8 protein-coding genes and 1 pseudogene are annotated in these 19,758 nt (G+C 71.6%); 3 read left to right on the plus strand and 6 right to left on the minus strand.

What is annotated here, in order from left to right:
• Nucleotides 1-226, plus strand: a pseudogene (locus tag MJ797_RS18875) (transposase); the annotation flags it as partial.
• Nucleotides 227-282: 56 nt separating this feature from the next.
• Here MJ797_RS18875 and MJ797_RS18880 read toward each other — a convergent pair.
• The 4 genes from MJ797_RS18880 to MJ797_RS18895 all read right to left on the minus strand — a co-directional run bounded on the left by MJ797_RS18880 (nt 283) and on the right by MJ797_RS18895 (nt 10,523).
• Nucleotides 283-4,326 (minus strand): NB-ARC domain-containing protein, encoded by a 4,044-nt coding sequence (locus MJ797_RS18880; RefSeq protein WP_239337015.1) that lies wholly within the window; start codon nt 4,324-4,326, stop codon nt 283-285.
• Nucleotides 4,327-4,438: 112 nt separating this feature from the next.
• On the minus strand, nt 4,439-8,851 hold the full coding sequence (locus MJ797_RS18885) for an ATP-binding protein (protein WP_239337017.1): 4,413 nt from the start codon (nt 8,849-8,851) through the stop codon (nt 4,439-4,441).
• Entirely contained in the window at nt 8,851-10,305 is a 1,455-nt protein-coding gene (locus MJ797_RS18890; protein ID WP_239337020.1) for a triacylglycerol lipase, read from the minus strand. Before MJ797_RS18890 ends, MJ797_RS18885 begins: the two co-directional genes overlap by 1 nt.
• Nucleotides 10,302-10,523 carry a hypothetical protein gene (locus tag MJ797_RS18895; RefSeq protein WP_239337022.1) on the minus strand — a complete coding sequence of 74 codons (222 nt, stop codon included), beginning with the start codon at nt 10,521-10,523 and terminating at the stop codon, nt 10,302-10,304. The genes MJ797_RS18890 and MJ797_RS18895 overlap by 4 nt, the downstream gene beginning before the upstream one ends.
• A gap of 248 nt (nt 10,524-10,771) precedes the next feature.
• On the opposite strand from MJ797_RS18895, the gene MJ797_RS18900 reads away from it, so the two are divergent.
• Both MJ797_RS18900 and MJ797_RS18905 read left to right on the plus strand, forming a co-directional pair.
• Complete coding sequence (locus MJ797_RS18900; RefSeq protein ID WP_239337034.1) at nt 10,772-11,875, plus strand: patatin-like phospholipase family protein; 1,104 nt, start codon at nt 10,772-10,774, stop codon at nt 11,873-11,875.
• Nucleotides 11,876-11,965: 90 nt separating this feature from the next.
• Nucleotides 11,966-14,995: a hypothetical protein gene (locus MJ797_RS18905; RefSeq protein ID WP_239337036.1), complete on the plus strand. Its 3,030-nt coding sequence runs from the start codon at nt 11,966-11,968 to the stop codon at nt 14,993-14,995.
• On the opposite strand, the gene MJ797_RS18910 is transcribed toward MJ797_RS18905, so the two are convergent.
• Together MJ797_RS18910 and MJ797_RS18915 are read right to left on the minus strand one after the other, a co-directional pair.
• Nucleotides 14,980-15,810, minus strand: a complete 831-nt coding sequence (locus tag MJ797_RS18910; protein ID WP_308128345.1) for a CHAT domain-containing protein — start codon at nt 15,808-15,810, stop codon at nt 14,980-14,982. The genes MJ797_RS18905 and MJ797_RS18910 overlap by 16 nt on opposite strands.
• 2,341 nt (nt 15,811-18,151) lie before the next feature.
• Complete coding sequence (locus tag MJ797_RS18915) at nt 18,152-19,225, minus strand: ComEC/Rec2 family competence protein (RefSeq protein WP_239337050.1); 1,074 nt, start codon at nt 19,223-19,225, stop codon at nt 18,152-18,154.
• Between the last annotated feature and the right edge of the window lie 533 nt (nt 19,226-19,758).

Genomic DNA, 19,758 nt, shown 5'->3' on the forward strand with positions numbered 1-19,758 from the left:
ACAGGCCATCCGCCAGGAATGCACCGACAAGATCCTCCTCTGCGGCGAGCGCCACGCCGCCACCGTGCTCGACGGGTATACCCGCCACTTAAACGATCATCGACCCGACCGCAGCCGTGATCTCCGGCCGCGGCCCGACCGCCCCGTTGCCGACCTGACCGAGGAACGGATCAAGCGCCGGCCCATCCTCGGCGGCCTGATCAACGAATACGAACGAGCCGCTTGAAAGCCCAGCTCAACGCCGGTGGCCGAGCTCTGGAACCCCACACGCTCGCGCAGCGGCTACTTGTTGGCGGTGCGCGGGAGGGAGCGCGACCGGCGGAAGATCGCGATTCCGGCGGATCCACCGACGGCTGCCGTCACCCGGTCGGGGGAGAGCGCGCAGGAGCTCAGCGCCGTGTCGAGGGCGACACGGCAGTGCGTGTGCCCGTTCGCCCAGCTGTGCAGGCCGATCGAGCCGAGCGACGTGACGGTCATGAGCTGGCCCTCGTCGAGGGAGAGATCCCACGCCGCGCCTGGGCCAGGGTCGACATGGAAGATCGGCTCTCGGTGGTCGACGTCCCAGCAGATGATCTGACCGTCATAGCCGGCGGAGAACAACCGCCCGTCCGGTGTCCAGCGGACGGCGCTGACCGAGCTGAGATGGCCGTCGAGGCGCAGTGGCAGCTGCCCGTCCGGGAGGTGGACACTGACGGCGGAGCCGCTGGTCGCTACGGCGATCCTGCCGTGCCGATCGACGTCCAGTCCGTTGACGAGATCAGCGACCTCGAAACGGGCGCGGACCTGCCACGACCCGGCCTCCAGCACAGCGAGCTCGCGGTTGCCTCCCACCGCGGCCCAGGTACCGCCGGGCGACCAGGCGACAGCTCCCGACAGTGACACCGGCGCTCGGCGACTGGCGGGTGTGCCCAGACTGGCTTTCCCGGAGGCCGCCGGGACGGAGATGACGGGCCACACGAGAAGCGGCCCGTTCTCGGTGACCGTGATCAGGTGCCGACCGTCGGGGGCGAAGGCCAGGGAACGGATGCCCTCGGCGGGCGTCCGGTGGGTCTCGTGGGCCGTCGGCTCGGTGGGGTCGACGACGATGATGGTGCCGGACATGCCACCGGCGGCGAGGAATCGCCCGCTGGGATGCCAGCGCAGGCAGTTGATCCCGCTCCGGATGATCTGCTCGGGTGACCGTTCGACGTCGAAAATGCGGACCTCGGTGTGGGCGCTCACCGCGAGCAGCGGTCTGGCGGGATGCCAGGAGACGGCGGCGACCCGGACGCCGTTGTAGCGCAGCGACTGCTCCGGCTCGAACGTGGCGTCCCACGCCGCGCGCAGGTCGGGACCCGCGAGGCCGGGGGTCTGTGCTGGTTGCCGGGTGGAGCCGGCCGGAGGCGTTCGCCAGAGCTCGACGGCCCCATCCTGGGTACCGGCCGCCAGCCGGTGCGCGTCCGCGCTCCAGGCCACGGAGGTCACCCAGCCCAGGGTGGACGGACTTGCGCCGATCACCTCGGGCTGCCCGGCCAGGTCGGCCAGGAACACGCCCTGGGCGGCGGCGCCGATGACGGCCTGCGGGTGGCCCGGCCGAAGAGCGACGCCTCGGGGAACGTTCAGGCGCGTCGCGAGGTGGGCGAGACCGACGTTGGCGGTGCCCGCCGGGTCCGCGCGGAACTGGGCTAGTGCACGGAACTGGGCCAGCGTCCCGTCCGCGTGTGCGGTGACCAGCCCGTTGACGGCGTCCCAGGCGATCGCCCGGACCGCCGCCTGGCTCACGGCCGCGGTCACCGTCGGTGTACCGGATCCGGACCAGCACAGCACCGTCCCGTCGGCGCGGCCGAGCGCGAGCGTCCGGGAGTCCGGAGACCAGGCCTGACAGACGACCTCGATGTCGTCATCCCAGCGCTCGTGCACGTCTCCAAAGATCGGCTCTACGAGAATGACGGAACGATCGCCGACGATCGCGGCGACCATGAGAAGGTCCGGCCGCCACGCGACCGCGTTGACGGCGGCCTCGAACTCCACCGTCCTGAGCAGATGCCCGTGCTCGTCCCAGATCCGGAGGGTCTGATCGGCGCCCGCGGTGGCAAGCTGATCGCCGGTGGGCTTCCACGCCGCCCACAGCACCCGGTCCTGGTGGCCGCTGAGGACGCGGCGCAGCCGGCCGTCGGCGCGGTCGGGCATGTCGTGGAGGGCGACCAGCGAGTGCAGGAGAGCCTCGTCGGTGTGGGTGAGCCGGCGCATCACCGCCTGGTGGCCGACCAGGCGCGAGTAGACGGTGGCGGCGATGCTGGTGACGTCGTCGACGCGCAGGGCGAGATGCCCCTCGAGCTCGACCACCCGGATCAGCTCGGCCAGGTCGGGGTTGCGCGCCTGCGAGACCCGGTACACGTTCAGGTCTGCGAGCAGGCCGACGACGCCGCCCTGCTGGACGCGGCGCGCGATGAACCGGAGGTCCCAGACGAGACCGTTCAGCTCGGCGTCCTTCTCATTGGCGATCAGCAGGAACGCGACCTGGTCGAGCTCGTCGGCGGACGAGTCCTGGATGCGGTGCCACTGCCCGTCCACGCAATGCGATTTGATCATGGTGAGGAGCGCGGCGGACCAGCGTGATATTGCTTCCCAGTACTCGTGATGGAGATGATCGCGGACGACGTCATGCAGACGCACGCCGGTCCGCTCCACCGAGCCGAGCAGGGACCGGTCGCCGAAGCGGTCGCAGACGACCTGCGTCTCGAGGTCGTCGCAGTCCCACAGCTGGGCGAGCGCGGAATAGGAGATGAGGTTGCCGGGCGGGAACGCGGCCAGGCTCAGGTACCGCTCCCGCAGGCGGGAGCCTCCCCGCTCGGCCGCCAGATCCTCGACGCCGACGGCGAGAACCTCGCGAGCCGTGCGTGTCTCCTTGTCGACGAGGTCGTCCGCGCCGGTGACACCCAGACGGTCGAGGCGGGCCGCGAGCGACGCGACGACGTCGGCGACCGGCTGCTCGGGGGTGCGTCGCGAACGGCCGCGAAGCACGCCGTTGAGAATCCCGAGAACGACCGGCCAGCGGTGGCTTCGTTCGTACAGCGGATAGACGTCGGTGGCTGTCGCGTGCGGCAGGTCCCGGCACAGCACCTGAACCGCAGTGTCCGGAGCCATCCGGCCGACCGTGACGACCTTGATTCCGGTCGGCAGGATATCTGCCCGACGGCTGGTGACGAGCCGGACGCAGTCGTCTCCGCCCTTGAGGAACGGCTCCAGGTCGGTGGCGCTCCACGCGTTGTCCAGGACCAGGAGCAGGCGGCGCTGGCCGATCGCCGTTGCCAGGGCATGACCCGCCGCCGCGACCGTGGAATAGCGGACCGGCGGATCGCCCGACACCATGGCAGTCACATCCGCGAGCAGCGCGGGAAGGACAGGATCCCGTCCGATCTCGACCCAGACGACGCCATCGGGAAAAGCGGCCAGGACGCGCCCGTCCTGGCAGGCGTCAAGAGCCAGGGTGGTCTTGCCGAATCCTCCTGTGCCATGAACCGCCGCCGTCGATGCCAGTGCGACCGCCCCGCCGCCCGACGCCAGCCGCAGCAGTTCGGCGATCAACGCCTCCCGTTCCGTCGGGCGGGGAACGAAATGCGCCGGCAGCGTGGGCAGGATTGACGTGGGTACTACGTCGGGTGCTCGTTCGGCCCGGTCAGCCGGATCTGCCACCCGTCGGGCGGGTACCGGCTTGTGCGCGTTTCGCTGGCACCAGACCACGTCGATCAGGTGGATCTCCGCGGCCAGGCGAACCTGTCCGTCGGCGGCCTGACACGCGTCGGCGTAGCTCAGCGGGCGGCCGCCGTTTCGCCGGTCGATCCGGGTGAAGCCTGTGCAGTCGATCGCCACGAGCTGGCCGCGCCCGATGGTCGCGGCCAGCTCCGGGCCCTCGAGAGCCGTGACACCACGGTCGAACGGGAAGGCCGCGGCGGGGGTCCCGTCGCCGGGATCGCTGCCGTCCAGCAGCACGAGCGCGTGCGGCCCACCACCGCCCGAGATGATCGCCAGAAACGGGCGGAGGCGAGCCGTGAGACAGAGCGCGGCGAACATGGTGACCACGTCCAGGCAGGTGCCGCGGCCACTCGCGACGATATCCGACGGTTCACGGATGATCTGTGTGTAGGACTGCTCGGTCCACGGGGCGAGGTCGTAGTGCAGGTTCAGCCCGATCATCGATGTATATAGTTCACGGACGGCGTCTCGCCATCTCCCGCGCAGTTCGAATATCCGTCGTGGCACATACTCGCTTCCCGCGAAGGCCTCGGGATCGACGTACCGAGCGAGCCGGGAGTGCTCGCCAATGGGCCACGGTTCGCGCGGCATCAGTCTTCCTTGAGCGCGTCGCGCGCGGACGGCGGGCGGCGGGCGGCGAAGATGGTCGTCGTCGGAGTCGCCGTCGGGGGCGTGGTCAGCTCCGGGGCTGCGGCAGGGCGGGTCACCGCGCGGAACCGCGCTGCCGCCACGTCTCGAGGACCGGTAGCCATGTCTCGGTGCCCCCCTGCCTGCGTTGTTTGCGCTGCCGGGATGCCCGATAACTCGCCATCACCTGCTCGCTGACATGGGCCTCGGCCAGGATCGCGATAGTCAGCTCGTCTACCTCGTCCACGCGGTATTGAATGCTCACGTCGACCGCCTGCATGAGCAGCGCCTCGTCTTCCTGAGCCAGCTGTTTCATCATCCGATGCCAGTCCGTCAGCCCGAGTTTCGGAACCGTCGCGATGACGGGGCCGCGCCACCGGTGCGCACGCCGCCCCTTCCAGGAGTCATTGCTTCCCGTGATGCCGTGGATGACCCGGCTGGCCTCGACGAGGAGATCGGCAGCCAGCCCCGGATCGACCGCGACGACCCGCGAGATCAGGACACCGAACGGTGCGAGGGCCGCCGAGTCCTGCGGTTCGAGGACGAGGTCACGAGCCTGTCTCACTGTCGAGAGCAGGGCCGGGCGGGGGCTCAGCGGGCCGCATCGGCAGATCAGGGTCCGCAGGTAGTCCCGGGCCCGGTCGGTCGCCTCCACCGACGGAGCGATGCCATCTACCGCGAGCCTGGACAGTTTCTGCTGGACAGGCTCGAAGACCACCGCCGGCATGAGCAGATGAGGGTGATGGTCGAGCATCCTCTGCAGGACGGTGAGGCCGGCACTGGACGCCTGCTGCAGCCGCTCACCGAGACCGGGCAGCAGCGCGGACGTCGCGTCGGGCGGCGTCGGCTCGCGCAGCAGGTCCGCGTAGATTCGGTATGCTTGGCCGCGGATCTCGGGGGTCTGGTCGGCCAGCAGGGCCGCGCCGAGATCGGCGATCCGCCTCGCCAGCGGACGGGGCAGCGGCGCCGCCCGCTCCGGCCGGTCGTCGAGCGCGCCGATGAGAAAGTCCGCTCGCCGGCTCCGCGCCGCCTCCCTGACCAGGTATTCCAGAGCTGCCGGGTCCGTCCGCGAGGCGTTGCGCAGCCGGTAGAGAAAGATCTTGCGTACGTTCCGGTCTTCGGGACGAGGCCTGGGCTCGCCGGGCGCGGGCGGGGCCGCCCAGGCCTCCAGTACCTCGCGGGCCTGCGAATGACCGCCGAGCGCGGCCGGCACGGTCAGGCAGGCCAGCCCGTCCTCCGCCAGCCATGGTGAGCCGGCCGGGTCCTGGTCGTTCACGGTGCTCACGATGTCCGCCACGCCGGTCGCGGGTATCCCCGCGTGGTCAAGCGCCGCGCGGCACAGCAGGGCGGCCTGGCGCGCGGAGGCGTCCGCGGGCCCGCCGCCCGACAACTGTTCGCGGCAGGCGTCTCGGGCGGCTACGGTCGCCGGGCCTGACCGCGGCGAGGAGGCACCCGGGACCTGCGGGCGGAACTCGCCTTCTATCAGGTGGCGCAGGCAGTGGTTGGCGAACTCGAACTGATGCTGGCGTTCCTCGATCGCGAGCAGGCCTGCCAGCAGGCCCCGGACCGACGCACCATCCGCCTCGTGAGCGAGTTCAGCGAGGGCCCACCACTGGGCGTGGCGCCTGATCAGCTCGGCGCCGTCCGCCACTCGATCAGCCGTCTTCCGGGATTTTCCCATGGCAGCGGCGTCTCCATCGGCATGGACGTTGGCGCCCAGGTTCGGTCCGTCCGCCTGGCTCGGGCCGAGAATCTCCGCGACCGCCGCCTCGAGCGGGTACCCCTGCGTGCGCCAGATCGTGTGCTGGATGCCGGCCAACGCTCGTCGGAGCGCGGTGGTGCCGCCGTGAGTGACCCTCGCGCTGCTCGGCACGAGGGCCAGAAAGGGCCGCAGGCGTGACTGGTCGGTGAGCGTCTCCGCCGCGACCTCGAGGGCCGAGGCGAGCGCGTCATGCCGGTCCCCGGCGTCACCCATCTTCTCGATGATGGCCTGAAGATGGTCGGAGGCCCACCGCTGGTCGGCCCGGCCGAGGGCTCTGACCAGGGCCAGCGGGCCCTCGCGCCGCCGCCGCGCCTCGGCGGGGGACAGCGCTGTGAACCAGGTCATCCAGCCTGTCCGTTGGCTGTGCAGGTGTGCGTGCACAAGGTCCGGTACGAAGCCGCCGAGGCTGGCGAGGGCCCGCAGGATGCCGGTCCTCGTGTCGGCGGGCACCTCGGCGCCGTCGGGTCCCCACAGCACGGTCAGGTCGCGTAGAACTGAGTCGATATCCGTGTGACGGACGCGCGGAACATAGCTCAGGAAGCGTCTCACCAGGCCGTCGTCGGCCTGGGCGAGAACACGGCGGCCGGCCTCGGCGGTGAGCGGCCCTCGGCAGCGGGCCTGGGCGTACGCGGCGACGGCGAGCTGCCGTGTCGCCGGGTTGCTGTCGGTCAGCAGTGCCGCGAAGATCCGGTCGATCTCGCGGGCGTCGATCTCGGAGCGGCAGGCCAGGAGCAGGGTCTGCTGGGCGACCGCGGCGAGGAAGAGGTCGTCCGGATACCGGCGCGCTCGCGTGACCAGGTCGTCGACGGCCGGCGTGCCGAGGTCCAGCAACGCCCGCCCGACGGCGTACTCGAAGAAGGTCTGATGGAAGAACTGGATCTCGGTGCTGGGCCCGCCGGTGATCTCGAAGACCAGTCCGCGGCTGGTGAGCGTGTCGAGACCGGCCTTGCGCGCCGGAACCAGGCTCGGTGTCCGGGCCAGCTCGGTGGCGGCTGTCTTCCGGTCGATAACCGGCCGACCGAGCGCGAGCATCAGGACGGCGACCAGATGGGTGGCGGTGGACACGTCGAGCTGCGGGTACCCGCCGATGCCCACTCGGGCATCTATGCGTACCCGCAGCTCCCAGTACCGTTCGTAGAGGTCGGTGACGTCCAGCTCGGTGTTGATCTCGGGAATGTCGGCATGTGGGGCGCCGCCGCCGACGACCCACTGGGCCCAGACATCACGTTCGGTCTCGAACAACATCCGCAGGGTGAGTGGCCGCCGCACGATCTCGGTCAGTGGTAGGTCTCTCGCCACCGCGTTCATGACCTGTTGCCCGACGCGGTCCGGGTCGAGCCCGGTCCCGGTGCAGAAGTGGCGGGCGTGCCGCCGGACAGCCAGGACCGTTTCAGGCTTCGTGTACGGCTCCAGCGGGACACGGCGGTGTGGGTCGCTGTGAGGGAGAGCGTTGATCTTTAGGGACTCCTGCTCCCGGCAGGTCAGAACCAGCGCGGCGCCGGACTCCCTGCCGAGCAGGAGCAGGCTGGCCAGGATGTCGGACCGGTCCGAGCGAAGCAGCAGGTCGATCGTGTCCACGAGCAGGACGGTGGGCTGTGCGTGCCGGCCGCCGCGCAGCGCGTCGGCGAGCAGCCCCATTTCCACCGCCGGGCGGCCCGCGGGAACCGCCCGCCCGCCCGGTGGCTGGGCGAGCCGGCCGGTGGACAGGTCAGTGGAGCGCAGGAACAGCCAGCGGCGCCCGGCCTCCTCGAGCTGCCTGGCCAGATGCCAGAGGAGGCTCGTCTTCCCGACGCCGGCCTCGCCGACGACGATGCTCGCCGACGGCACCTCGCAGGCGGCGAGCAGCTCGTCCTCGACGGCCTGCCTGGGAACATAGAGATCGGGCAGGCTGACGCGGCCGGGCTGGTGGGTGTCCAGCGGCAGACCGGCCTCGTGCGCCACCCGTCGGGAATGCTCGGCGAGCTGGACGTAGGCGTCGGATGGCCCTGCGGCGTCGCCGCAGGCGGTCGCGGCGCGGCCGGCATCCGTCGCGGTCTGGGTGAACGGGTCGGGCACCCGCCGGGCTGGCGTCGGCTCATGGGCGGCGCGCTGGCACCAGACCACGTCGACAAGGTTGATCTCATGGGCCGCGTCCAGCTGCTCGCGACCGGCTCGGCAGGCGTTGTCGAAGCTCAGGACCGGGCCGCCGGGCCGTCCGGGCACATAGGTGAAGCCCGTGCAGTCGATCGCCGCCACGGCGCCGCGCGCGATCGCGGCCGCCACTCCCAGCTCCTGGAGCTGGATCCCGCCGACGGCGGCGACGCCGTGGTCGAAAGGCAGCGCGACGGCACGGCGGCCGTCGCCGGGATCAAAGCCATCCACCAGGACGAGCGCGTGCGGTGACGATCCGGGACCTCCGGAGACGACCACCAGGTATGGGCGGAGCCGGGCGGCCAGGCAGAGTGCGGCGAACATCGTGGCCACCTCCAGGCAGGTCCCCCGGCGGTCGCCGACGATGTCGGCTGGTTCTCGAACGAGCTGGGTATACCGCTTTTCCGTCCACGGCGCGGTGTCGTAGTGAAGCTCGAGCTTGGCCAGCGTGTCGTACAGTTCGCGGCAGGCCTCCGACCATCGCCCACGAAGCTCGAAGATGCGCTGAGGAACAAAGCTGCTGCCGAGGAACGCTGCCGGAGCGACGTAGCGGGCCAGCCGCGCATACTCCCCGATAACCCAAGGTTCCCAGGGCATCACCAGACCTCGACGGCGTCGCTGAGAAAGGACCGCTCAGACCGCCCCCGCACCAGGTCCACGCGGTGGGTTCCGAGAGGAAGACGGCCGAGGTGGAGGACGAACGCGCCGTCGCTGTCCGGGTGGACCGCAAGACGCTCGCCGCCGTCAAGGCGGTACCAGATCGTCGTCCCCGCCGCCCCCTCGGCAAGTCGCCCGGGAATCGCGACCACCTCGTCGCGGTCGTATATGTCCTCGACCTCCAGGCCGATGGTGGGCCCGCCCCAGCCGGCGGGGCCGCCGCCTGGGGTGTCTCGCGGGTCGCGGATGTCTGAGAACTGGACCGGATCGTCGTCACGGAGGTAGCGCCAGAGGTTCTCCAGCACCAACGCGACGGTCTCGTCGGCGGCGACGAAGCCTGAATGCGTCTGGGGCTGTTCCACCACGGTCAGATGGTGCTCACCATGACTGACGGGGCGGGCCGCAATCGACGGAACCGTTCCATCCCCGCCGGTGCGGCCGTAGCTCGCCGGGATGCCCTCGCTGGAACGGTCGACGCGCAGGCCCGACGACGTGAGCACAGCTCGCTGGAGGGTCGGCTGCCCATATCCAGCCCACGGTTCGGTGAGGTGCGGCTGTGCGCTCTGGTTAAGCCGTGAGAGAAACGACCACGCCTCCCGGATCCGCTGCCCGTCGAGCCCGGGAACCGCGTCGACGATGTCCTTCACCCTGAGCAGGGCGGCCGGTGCCTCCGGGCGCCGGTCCTGAACGATCGGGTAGGTCGGCAGAAGCTCGTAGAAGGAGGGCAGGCGTCGGATGTGCTCGGCGAGCGACGCGAGCCGGACAGCGCGCAGCTTCGGCCCATTGGCCAGGAAGTCCAGGGCCTTCAGCGAGCCACGGTACGGCGACCCGAGAGTGATCAGCCGGCGGCAATCGCGATGGCCGCCCTCGTGCTCCAGGTACTGGCGGGCGACGAGGCCGCCCATGCTGTAGGCGAGAACGATGACCTGCGCCCGGGGATTGACCCGTGCGCGGGCGATCCGCAGTCGGCGCTCGACGGCGCGGCCGAGCTCGGCTGCGCTCACCGCGATGGGCCGACGCCAGTCGTAGGTGAACTGCAGATATGTGAGCTCCGGATCGAGAGCGAATCTGCTCTCGAGGCTGTGGACCAGGGTGGCGTAGCCCAGGGAGCGGAACAGGCCGGGCACCCCGGCTCCGACCAGGCCGCCGGGCCGCAGGCCGTCGGAGAAATCCGGGTCGGCCAGGTCCTCGTACACCGGGATGAGACGTTCCGCGACCCGGACCGGCTGCCCGACCGCCCGCGGCGACAGCCCCCAGACCACTCTGCCCTCGGCGTCTCGCAGCTCGGAGCCGCCGAATCCCGGGACCAAGACGACGAGGTGACGTACCTCAGTCCGTTCCTCGACCGGGGGCGACCCCATCCACGGAAAATGGTGCGTCATTTTCCCTGTCATCCAGCCTGCTCGTCTCCCCGGTCGCTGGCAGCCTGCGGACGCGCAACCAGGATACCGAGTGATCGACCACGTCCTTGCAGCTCATCCGCCTCGCTAAATTGCGTGTTCTTGCAGGAAAGCAGGCGCAGGTCGTGCCTGCTCGGACTGCCAGATATGTCGGGTTCTGTCACCGCTTCGTCTTCGTCCGATGCGACGCCGGTCCTGACGGCGGTCACCATCCGTCACGTTTCCGGGGGTCGGAGCTTGGTGCCCGGGTGGGCCGCCCCAGCGAGAAGGCTGAGCCGCGGGCCGCCGGGCGGCCAGGGCAATGTCATTCCATGTCGTCGTGTGTCATTCCGTGCCGGCGCGGGGCTCGTCGACCCGCGCCGTCCGGACATCCTGGGCGCTCGGACGTCATCGACCATCGTGGCCTCGCGGGGCAGGGCCGGTGGCGTATTCTGCGGCGACAGGGACGGAGACGAGGCCGATGTCAGGTCAGGCGCCGGAACGCAATGTCGGGCTCGCTCTCTCCGGCGGTGGCTCCCGGGCGATGGCATTCCATCTGGGCTGCCTGCGAGAATTGCGCCGCCGTGACCTCCTCCGGCGAGTCAAGGTGGTCTCCGGCATCTCCGGCGGCGCGGTCCTCGCAGCGATGTGGGCTTATGGTCCCGCCGGTTTCGAGGAATTTGACGACAATGCGGTGCGCGTGCTGCGCGACGGCCTGCAACGGCGACTCGTCCGTGGGGTGATGAGACCTTCGGCTCTCGTCCGGTCGGCCATGTCGACGGCGGCCGTGCTGGTCGACCGCCGGGATGCCGTCCCAGATTCCCGGCTACGTCACGCGAACCGGACGGAGGTGTTCGTAGACGTTCTGCGCGACCGGCTCGCGCTGCACGGCAGAACGCTGGCCGAGCCGACCGACCCCGGCCTCTCCGTGGTGCTGACCGCCACCGACCTCCGCTCTGGCGGCGCGTTCCGGTTCGGCAACAGGGGGATCTCGTCATCGCGGCTGGGCGACGTCATCGGAGCCGTCGACGTGGCGACGGCGGCCGCGGCCTCGGCCGCGTTTCCGCTGCTGTTGCCGGCCCTTGAGCGAACATTCGAGTTCGACCAGGACGGGCGGCGGCGCCGGGACGTCGTGCTGCTGACGGACGGCGGCGTCTACGACAACCTCGGTCTTTCGGTGCTCGAGCCCGGACGGTCCCCAGAATTCACGTCCCATGTCTATCCGGTAGATTACATAATCTCGTGCGACGCCGGCCGGCACAGTTCCACGAAATCCCCACGATTCTGGCCGGCGCGGACGGCCCGCGCATTCGAGATCGAGCACAGGCGCGGCCAGGACCACGGGCGTGCGAGGCTCCACGAATGGCGGCGATCAGGCGCCATCGAGGGTTTCGCGCTGCCGTACCTGTCGACATACGACGACCGGCTCCCGCCAGCGGTCACGGATCTGGTTCCGCGTGAGCGGGTGGTAAACTGTCCGACAAATTTCCGGGCGATGCCGCAGGCTGATCTCGAGGCATTGACGAAACGCGGCGAGCGGTTGACCCGGATCCTGCTCGACCAGTTCTGCCCCGGTCTGGTGTGACGGCGAGCCGGCAGCGCGCGAGCCGCGTCCCCGCCTGCCCTGCCCGCCTCCGGAGGCGACGTCGGAGACGGCGATGTGGCAGCGTGTGCGGTGGACACAGCAGTTGGGGGCTGGGACGTGGGGACGGGACGTGGGGATGTGGGGGACGCGGTGGAGGCAGGGCTCGACGAGCTGATGGCGCGTTGCCGGCAGGTGGTCGGCCCGTCCGCCGCCGCCGACGATGTGCTGGACGCCCTGGTGGGCGCCGGCGTGGCCGCGGCCGACCCGCGGCTGGCCACCGGCGGTCTCGATGCGGACATGCGGGTCCGCTACCCGCGGCAGGGCAGGTACGGCGAGCCGATCCCACCGCTGCTCGCCTGGACGGACCCGTCCGACTGGCTGGAGACCCATCCGGACGCGTCGATCGTCGCCGACTGGTGGTCACTGGCCGGCCCGGCCCCCGACACCCCGGTTCGCCTGGTCCTCGACCCGTCCGCCGGGACGGCCAGGCTCGTCCGCCTGCTCGGACGATGTCGTTCGGTGGGGGCGGTGAACGTCCGGCTCTCCCCGCCCGGCGCGCGGTCCGAGCCGGGGTCTGCCACGGACGGCCTCACGGACCGTCCCGCACCCTGGCAGTGCCCACCGTGGCGATGGCCGTTGCGGATCGCCCGGCCGGGTTACGGTGTCCGGTTGCTGGCCGACCCCACGGTGGTGGCGTGGTGGGACAACATGGTCACCGAACTCACCGAACTCACCGAACTCACCGAACTCACCGAACTCACCGAACTCACCGAACTCACCGAACTCACCGAACTCACCGAACTCACCGAACTCACCGAACTCACCGAACTCACCGACGGAACCAGCGCCGCTGACGACGGCGGCGTCATGGCCGTCGCTGGCGCCGTCGCCGTCGCCGCAGCCCGTCCGCACCCGCCGGCCGCCTCGATCGTGCTCTACGACGGCGTCGAGGCGGCGCAGGCTGGCTCCTGGCCGGCGACGGCTGTGCTCGTGCTCACCAGCGGGCTCGACGAACCGGACGCCGATGCGGTGTGGCGGATCGCCTCGCGGCACCGCTGCGCCCTGCTCGCGGTGGCCGACCCGGGTGCCGATCCCGATCGGTGGCTGGCCGCGCTGGTCCTCGCCGCCGCCAGCGGCGCGCCGCTCGACGTCGCCGTCCATGCCGCCTGTGGGGAGGCCAGTTCCGGCACCCCGTGGGTAGCGGCGGCCGCCGCCCGCCTGGACGGCCTGCGGCTGTCGGGCGTGCCCGAGGCACGTGACGAGCTCGACCAGTCGTGGCTGAGCGACGGCACCGTGGACCGGATGCTGCGCGGCTCGCTCGCCGGCCGGTCGTGGTCGGGGCCGGGCCAGCGGAAGGCGGCGGCGGCGACCGGTGGCTTGCTGGCCAATCTGCTGCGCAGGTTGCGGTGGGACCGCGCCCGCCGGCCGGCCCGGCAGCTGCGCGCCAGCCTGGACGCCATCCCGCCAGCCGGGGCGTCGGCGATGCCGTCAGGGATGCCGGGAAGCATCGAGGCCGCCACACCGTACCGGCTCACGGTCTGGGTCGGCCGTGACGGCGGGCTGCCGGGCATCGCCGCCCCGCTGCCCGAGGGGGAGTTCGTCGGCGAGAGCGCCCACGATCTCGAGGTGGTGGTGACCGATCTGGTACGCGGTGGCGGGCCGGGCGGCGGGCTGGTGGGAAGCGCGACTGTGAGCCTGCCATCGGCGGGTGACTCCTCCCCGGCGGTGTTCGAGCTCACGGCCGGGCCGAGCGGCAGCTGGCTCCTGCTGCGGGTGGCCGTGCTGTACCGGCGCCGCTTCCTGCAGGCCGGTCTGCTGCGCGGCGAGGTGGGCGGCGCCCCGCCGCAGTTCGACCTGGAGACCGTCGTGCGCGGCGAGGTCGCTGACTTGGACCTGATGGCTGGGCACGACCTGGCGCTGGTCGCGGACCGGTCGCCGCGCGACGAGCCCGACGCCGGTCTGGCGGTGACGGTGGTGGCGGCCGATGGAGTCGAGGTCCGGCCGCTGACGGATGGCGACCTGCGCGCGCTGGCCGCCGGGCTGCGGGCGCTGACCGATGTCGACGGCGGGTCCGATCCGGACCCGGATCTCTACCGGGCGGTGCTGGTCGACTGCGCCAGGCGGGGACGGACCCTGTACAAGGAGCTGTTCGGCCGGCGCGGATCGGTGCCGCCAGCCGCGGCGGTCCGGCTGCGGGCGGCTCGGACCGTCTCAGTGCTGTCGTCGGCGCCGGCCATGACGCTCCCGCCGGAGCTGGTCTACGACCGGCCGGTGCGGACTTCCGGGCAGGATCCCATCGGGCTGTGCCCGCAGGTGGCGGCCATGACCGAGCTCGGCCAGTGCGCGGTCGCGTGCCCCGAGCGGGACAACCCGGCGCTGGTATGCCCCTACGGCTTCTGGGGCGCCACGAAGATCATTGAACGGCATGCCGTGGGCGGTGCGGACGCCGCCGTGGCGCTGTCCGTCGGTCCGGACCTCGACCGGCCGTCGTTCCCGCTCGGCAGCGTGCTGGCCGCCGCGTCGGACCGGGCCGACTGCAACGACGCCCGCGCATGGAACGCCGCCGCGTCGGACCTGGCCCGGCAGGCGACGCTGGCTACGTCCTGGCATGGCCTCAGATCCGCTGCCAGGTCGCTGCGTGACCAGGCGTCGGGTCCGGATGTCCTCGTCCTAGTCCCGCACGTCACCATGCGCGGCGGCGTGACCGTTCTCGAGATCGGCGCCGACGACAAGCTGGAGCTCGTCGGTGACGAGCTGGTGCCGCTCGTCGTCGACGAGGCCGAGACCAATCCGGTGGTCCTCATCCTGGGCTGTCGGACCGCGGGCGGCGACGCGCCGCTGTTCGACGCCGCCGGGTACTTCCTGCGCTGCGGGGCGTCGGCGGTCGTCGCGACGCTGGCCCCGGTGCTCGGCCGCCAGATCGTCCCCATCGCCGTGGCGCTGCTCGCGGAGCTCACCGACCGTGCCGCAGCTGGCGGCGACCAGCCGCTGCTCGGCGAGGCGCTGCTGCATGCCCGGCGGCGGGCGCTGGCCCGCGGCGAGGCAGCGGCTCTGTGCCTGGTGTCGTTCGGCGACGTCGACTGGCGGCTGCGGACGGGCGCTGCTCAGGCGCCGAAGTGAACAAGCGAGCTCCAGACCAGCGGCGGCTCGCCGTGCGCCGCGCGCTGCGCCGTCGCGAGCGCCCGGGCGGGATCGGTGCCCGCGGCCATGAGCCGGTGGTACCGGGTCATGAAAGCACCGCTGGTCTGGTCGTCCAGTGGCCACAGCGGCGCGGTGACCGATCGCGCCCCGGCGGCGAGCAGGACCGCCGCCGGACCGATAGCCTCGTCCGGCAGCCGGGTACCGGTCAGCCCGGCGTCGCACCCACTGAGCACCAGGTGCGCCTCGCCCGCCAGCCGGCGCTCGAACAGCTCGCCCAGCCGGACGCCCGACGCCAGCCGCAGCACCGAGGCCATCGGGTCGTCGAAGTCCACGTCGACGTGACAGACCAGGTGCGCGACCTGGGCGCCGGGCGCCGCCTCCACCAGCAGCCGCGCCGCGTCCGTCCCGTCTGCGCCCCCGGTCCGAGGAGTGCCCGCGCCGCTGTCCTCGCCTGTGGCGCCTCCCGCCGCCGTGACGGGGCCGCTGGTCCGCAGCGTGCGGGCCGGCTCGGGTGGTCGGCCGACGGGCCCGCGGCGGCCGACCATCCTGGGCCGGGTGTCGGACCCAGCCGGGTGGCGCGGCCGTCGTACTCGCGGACCACCGCGTCGGCTTCCGCGAGCGCGGCGGGCAGCCAGCGTCGGCCGGTACCGGGATCGGCCGCGACCAGTGCCCGGGGCCGAGCCGGCCACGCCGCCGGGGTCGGCAGTGACCGTGCGTTGGTCAGGGTATGCGGCACCGCGGCGTCCACCAGCCCGTCGCCGCCGGCCGGTCGGGCGGTCGCCAGCGGCAGCCATGCCACCCGTCCGATCGGTACCAGGCCGACGGCCGGGACACCGGCCAGCTGGTGGGTGACCGGTTCGACCAGGTGCCGCCAGGTCCAGGACAGCAGCTGCGCGACGGCGGTGTTCCAGGCGTCCCACGGGTCCGAGGTCGGCTGGGTGAACGCGGCCCGGACGTTGTCGAGCGCCTGCCCGACGAGCTCGGTCGTGACCGCCAGCTCGACCGCGCCGACCCCGCCGTCCGGCCGGACGACGAAGGCGTTGCCACCGAGACGGGTGGTGGCCCAGTACACCATCGGCCCGCCGAGGGCGCCGGCTCGCTCCACGATGTCGGCGAACGTGACCTGGCCGGCGGCCCGGCCGGCCCGGTGCGCCAGCAGCGTCGCCGACGCCTGTTCGAGGTCGACGACGGCCGCCTGGATGTCGCCGCAGCGAGTCGCGGCGGCCGCGGCGGCCGCCGCGGTGCCCTGGACGCCGAACCTGGCGAGCTCCTGGTCGGCCTCGACGTCGCGTCGCCGGGTGAGGTCCCGGGCGGCGTCCAGCGCCATGCCGAAGGCCTGGTGGCTCTGCGCCCACTGCTCGAAGTGGAAGGCCACGTTGCCCAGCCGCTGGCCGGCCACGACCGTCGTGGTGAGCTCCCGGACGGCCAGCGCGTCGTCCCACGCGTCGCAGGCCCGCTGCAGGTCGACGAGGTCCGGGGCGGTCACGTGGATGTGGCGGTTGTACAGGCAGTTGCCGAAGTTGACCAGGGCCCGGGCTCGCAGCGTCGACGGCTCGGTCAGCCGTTGGGTGACGGCCTCCAGCGTCCGTACCGCCTCGTCCAGCATCGCGGACAGCGGCTGGTCGGGCGTCATGACCGCGCGTTCGTGGAGCCACGAGCCCAGTGAGGTCTGGTAGATGTCCAGGTCCGGCGAGGTGGCCGCGGTCAGGTTCACCGCTTCACGGCAGGCATCAATGGCACGGTCGAGCTGCGCTGGACTGTCAGTGGTGAACGCCAGCTGAGCGTGGATCGCCGCGAGTGTGTTTAGCCGTCCGGCTCGTTCAGGTGACGGCGGTGTCTGCTCCAGAGCCGCGCGCAAGGTCCTCAGTGCCGCGATCAGGTCGGCCTTGTCCTCGGTGAGGCTGAAGCGGCGCACATAGGCGTTCGCGAGGTTGGTGCGCAGCGTGCGGGCGACATCGGCGCGAAGCTCCGGGACCAACGCCCGTTCCGCCCGCCGGATCGCCTCGCGAAGGTCCTCGCTGTCACCGAACAGCTCGTACCGCTCCGACAGCGCCACGCACGCCTGGTTGGCGAGCACCCCGAAGGTGTTCAGGTCCAGCGACATTGCGTCGATGGTCGCGAGGGAGGCGTCGATCGACGCCTTCAGCCGGTCGAGGTTGCCGTCGTGGTGGTAGCGGGCGAACTCAAGGCTGGCGGCCGTGCCGAGCATCCCCGAGTAGGCCGGCGAGTCGCGGGGCGCCGCTGCCAACGCCTTCGCCGCCGCTTCCCAGCCGACGACAAGCGCGTCTTCGTCGCGATCACGCTCGTGGTGGGCCAGCGACACCCTGGCCAGGGCGGACCACTGGTTGGCGGACGGAACCCGGCCCCGGGCGGGAGCGAACCGCTCGGTCAGCTGGATCGCCTCGTCGAGGTCGTCGTCGCGGCCCTGGCTGTAGTACGAGTCCGTCAGATTGCCCGCGAGGTTCGCGGCCAGCGACGCCGCCAGGTCTGCGACGTCGGTGTCGGTCTCGGTGTCGTCGGCTAGGCGCAGTGCCGACCGATTGGTGTCGATGGCTCGTCGCAGGTCATCCGGTTGGCGATCGAGGTCGTAGCGGCAGTCGTAGGCGACTGCCAGGTTCCCGGCCGCCTTGACGGTCGCCTCCCGGTCAAACGACGCTTCACCTTCGCGCCCGGCTGTAACCACCGGATCCAACACCTGGATCGCCCGGTCGAGATGCTCGCGGCGGCTGGTCGTGTTCCAGGAGGTGAGCAGCGCCGACCCGAGATTGACCCGGTCCGTGGCCCAGCTGGCGTCCAGATTGCGGGCGACCCGGCGTTCGCCGATCGCCAGCGCCTCGTCGAGGTCGGCTCGGTCCCCCTGGAGGCGATGGCGACTGGCCAGGTCGACCGCGAGCGCCACCTCGACGAGCTCGGCGCGCTCACCGGTGAGCTGACCGGTCGCCAGCAGGTCGCGGGCCAACGCGACGGACTCGTCAAGCAGCGCCCCGGCCGACGCGTCGCCATGGCCGTCCGCGAGCAACCGGTCCAGCAGGCCGAGCAGGCGAAGCCCAAGGTGGGCTCGTCTCGCCGCATCGGCGGCCTCGGTGTATTCGGCGCGAACCCGGTCCAGCAGCGCCAGCCAATCGGGAGGGGGCGTCATGCGCGTTCCACCCGGCCGGCTCCGACGGTCAGTCGGATCCCGGTCCGGCCCGCGCGGGGGTAGTGCGTCCGGGCGCCGAAACGGTCGGCCAGCGTGGGATCGGCGAACTCCTCGGTGCTTGCCGACCGGTAGTTGAACCACAGCTCCGGGGCGTCGCAGCGGTCGAGGATCCGCGCGACGGCGCGGCGGTCGGGGTGGGAGTGCCGAGCGCCGTTGGTGGAGATCAGCCAGTGCTGGCAGTCGAGCGCCGACAGCAGGCCCGGCGAGACGTTGCCCCGGCTGCCATGGTGAGGCGCCTTGCACAGGTCGACCGGATAGCGCCCGCCCGGCCGCAGCGCGCGCAGCCCGGCCGCGAGCACCTCGCCGTGGGCATCGGCGCCGAGCAGCACCCGGGCCCGGTCGGTGTGCTCGACGACGAAGGCGATACTCGAGCCGTTGGCGGCCGAGGAGTCGCGGGAGTAGCCGGCGGCGGCGAGCTCGGCCAGCGGCACCCCGGGGTCCCGGACGCCGAGCAGGTCCGCCGGTCCGTCCGGCGAGGTGTCGGCCTCGAAGTCGCGGACCACGGCCGGCCAGTCTAGAGCCAGCTGGCGCAGCCCCGGCACGTCCGGGGACAGCAACGTCAGCCGGAGGCCCGGCAGCTCGATGACCGGTGGCTGGCCCCGCTCCGGGACGACGACCGCGTGGCCGTCGAACATGGTGTTCCACGGCCAGCGGTTGTCCAGAAGCTCGACGAACGCGTCGCCGTGCGCAGGGCCGAGGAGGTCGCCAGCCAGGTGGTCGGGCCCGTTGAACCAGACGTCGGACGCGCTGAAGCCAGCCGGAGGTTGCTGGAACAGCGCGAGCAACCCGCCGATGTGGTCGGCGTCGATGTGGGTGCACACGACCAGCTCGAAGTCGCGCTGGTCGACGGGCTGACGGTCGAACCTGGCGGTCAGCCCCCCGGGTACCACGTCCGACCGGCGGTTGCTGCGCCCGCCGTCGACCAGCATGCGACGCCACCGGCCGTCGTGATCCCACTCCAGCCACAGGCAGTCGCCGTCATCGGCGGGCAGCGCCTCGACGATGATCACGCTGTATCGATCATGGACGATGGCCTCTTCAGGGGGAGGGAGGGGGAGGGGGCCGCGGTGGCGCCGTCGTGGTGGGTCGTGCGCGGCGGGCCGAGCGGGTCGCGATGCCGGCCGGTTCGCCCCGACCCCGGCTGGGCGAGCTTGGACGGGCCGGCATACCAAACTGACGTCCTGCGGGTCCTGCCGGTCGACGAATTCCGGAGCCTCGTGGGCGGTTTGGCTGAAGAATTCGCAATGCAGCTATCTGTTGCCGCTGTGCCGGTCGAACAGGTCGTGGCCGAGGGTGGGCCCGGCGGGCCCGAGCGGCCTTCGGCCGCCGATGGTGAGAAGTTAACCGACACAAAGCGCACCCGTTCGTCCCGGAAGATGGCGCCACTCTACCGTGCGCCTGGCGGTTGGATTTCTCAGAACCTGATCTGGACCATCCGGCATGTTTTTCGCAGCGTTTCCAATTTTCACGCCGGTGAGCAGAAAAATCGTCGGCCGGCCGTTCGGCGTGCCGCCCAGGGCAAGGGAGTGGCTGGGCTGGCGCG

This window comes from Protofrankia sp. CiP3 (assembly GCF_917627345.1).
In the GTDB taxonomy this organism is placed as follows: domain Bacteria; phylum Actinomycetota; class Actinomycetes; order Frankiales; family Frankiaceae; genus Protofrankia.

Bases quoted from the DNA above. Each gene is read 5' to 3' on its own strand.
- MJ797_RS18880 (WP_239337015.1), bottom strand. From the start codon at position 4,326: ATGCCGCGCGAACCGTGGCCCATTGGCGAGCACTCCCGGCTCGCTCGG.
- MJ797_RS18890 (WP_239337020.1), bottom strand. From the start codon at position 10,305: ATGACAGGGAAAATGACGCACCATTTTCCGTGGATGGGGTCGCCCCCG.
- MJ797_RS18885 (WP_239337017.1), bottom strand. From the start codon at position 8,851: ATGCCCTGGGAACCTTGGGTTATCGGGGAGTATGCGCGGCTGGCCCGC.
- MJ797_RS18900 (WP_239337034.1), top strand. From the start codon at position 10,772: ATGTCAGGTCAGGCGCCGGAACGCAATGTCGGGCTCGCTCTCTCCGGC.
- MJ797_RS18895 (WP_239337022.1), bottom strand. From the start codon at position 10,523: ATGGTGACCGCCGTCAGGACCGGCGTCGCATCGGACGAAGACGAAGCG.
- MJ797_RS18910 (WP_308128345.1), bottom strand. From the start codon at position 15,810: ATGGCTGCCGCTGGCGACCGCCCGACCGGCCGGCGGCGACGGGCTGGT.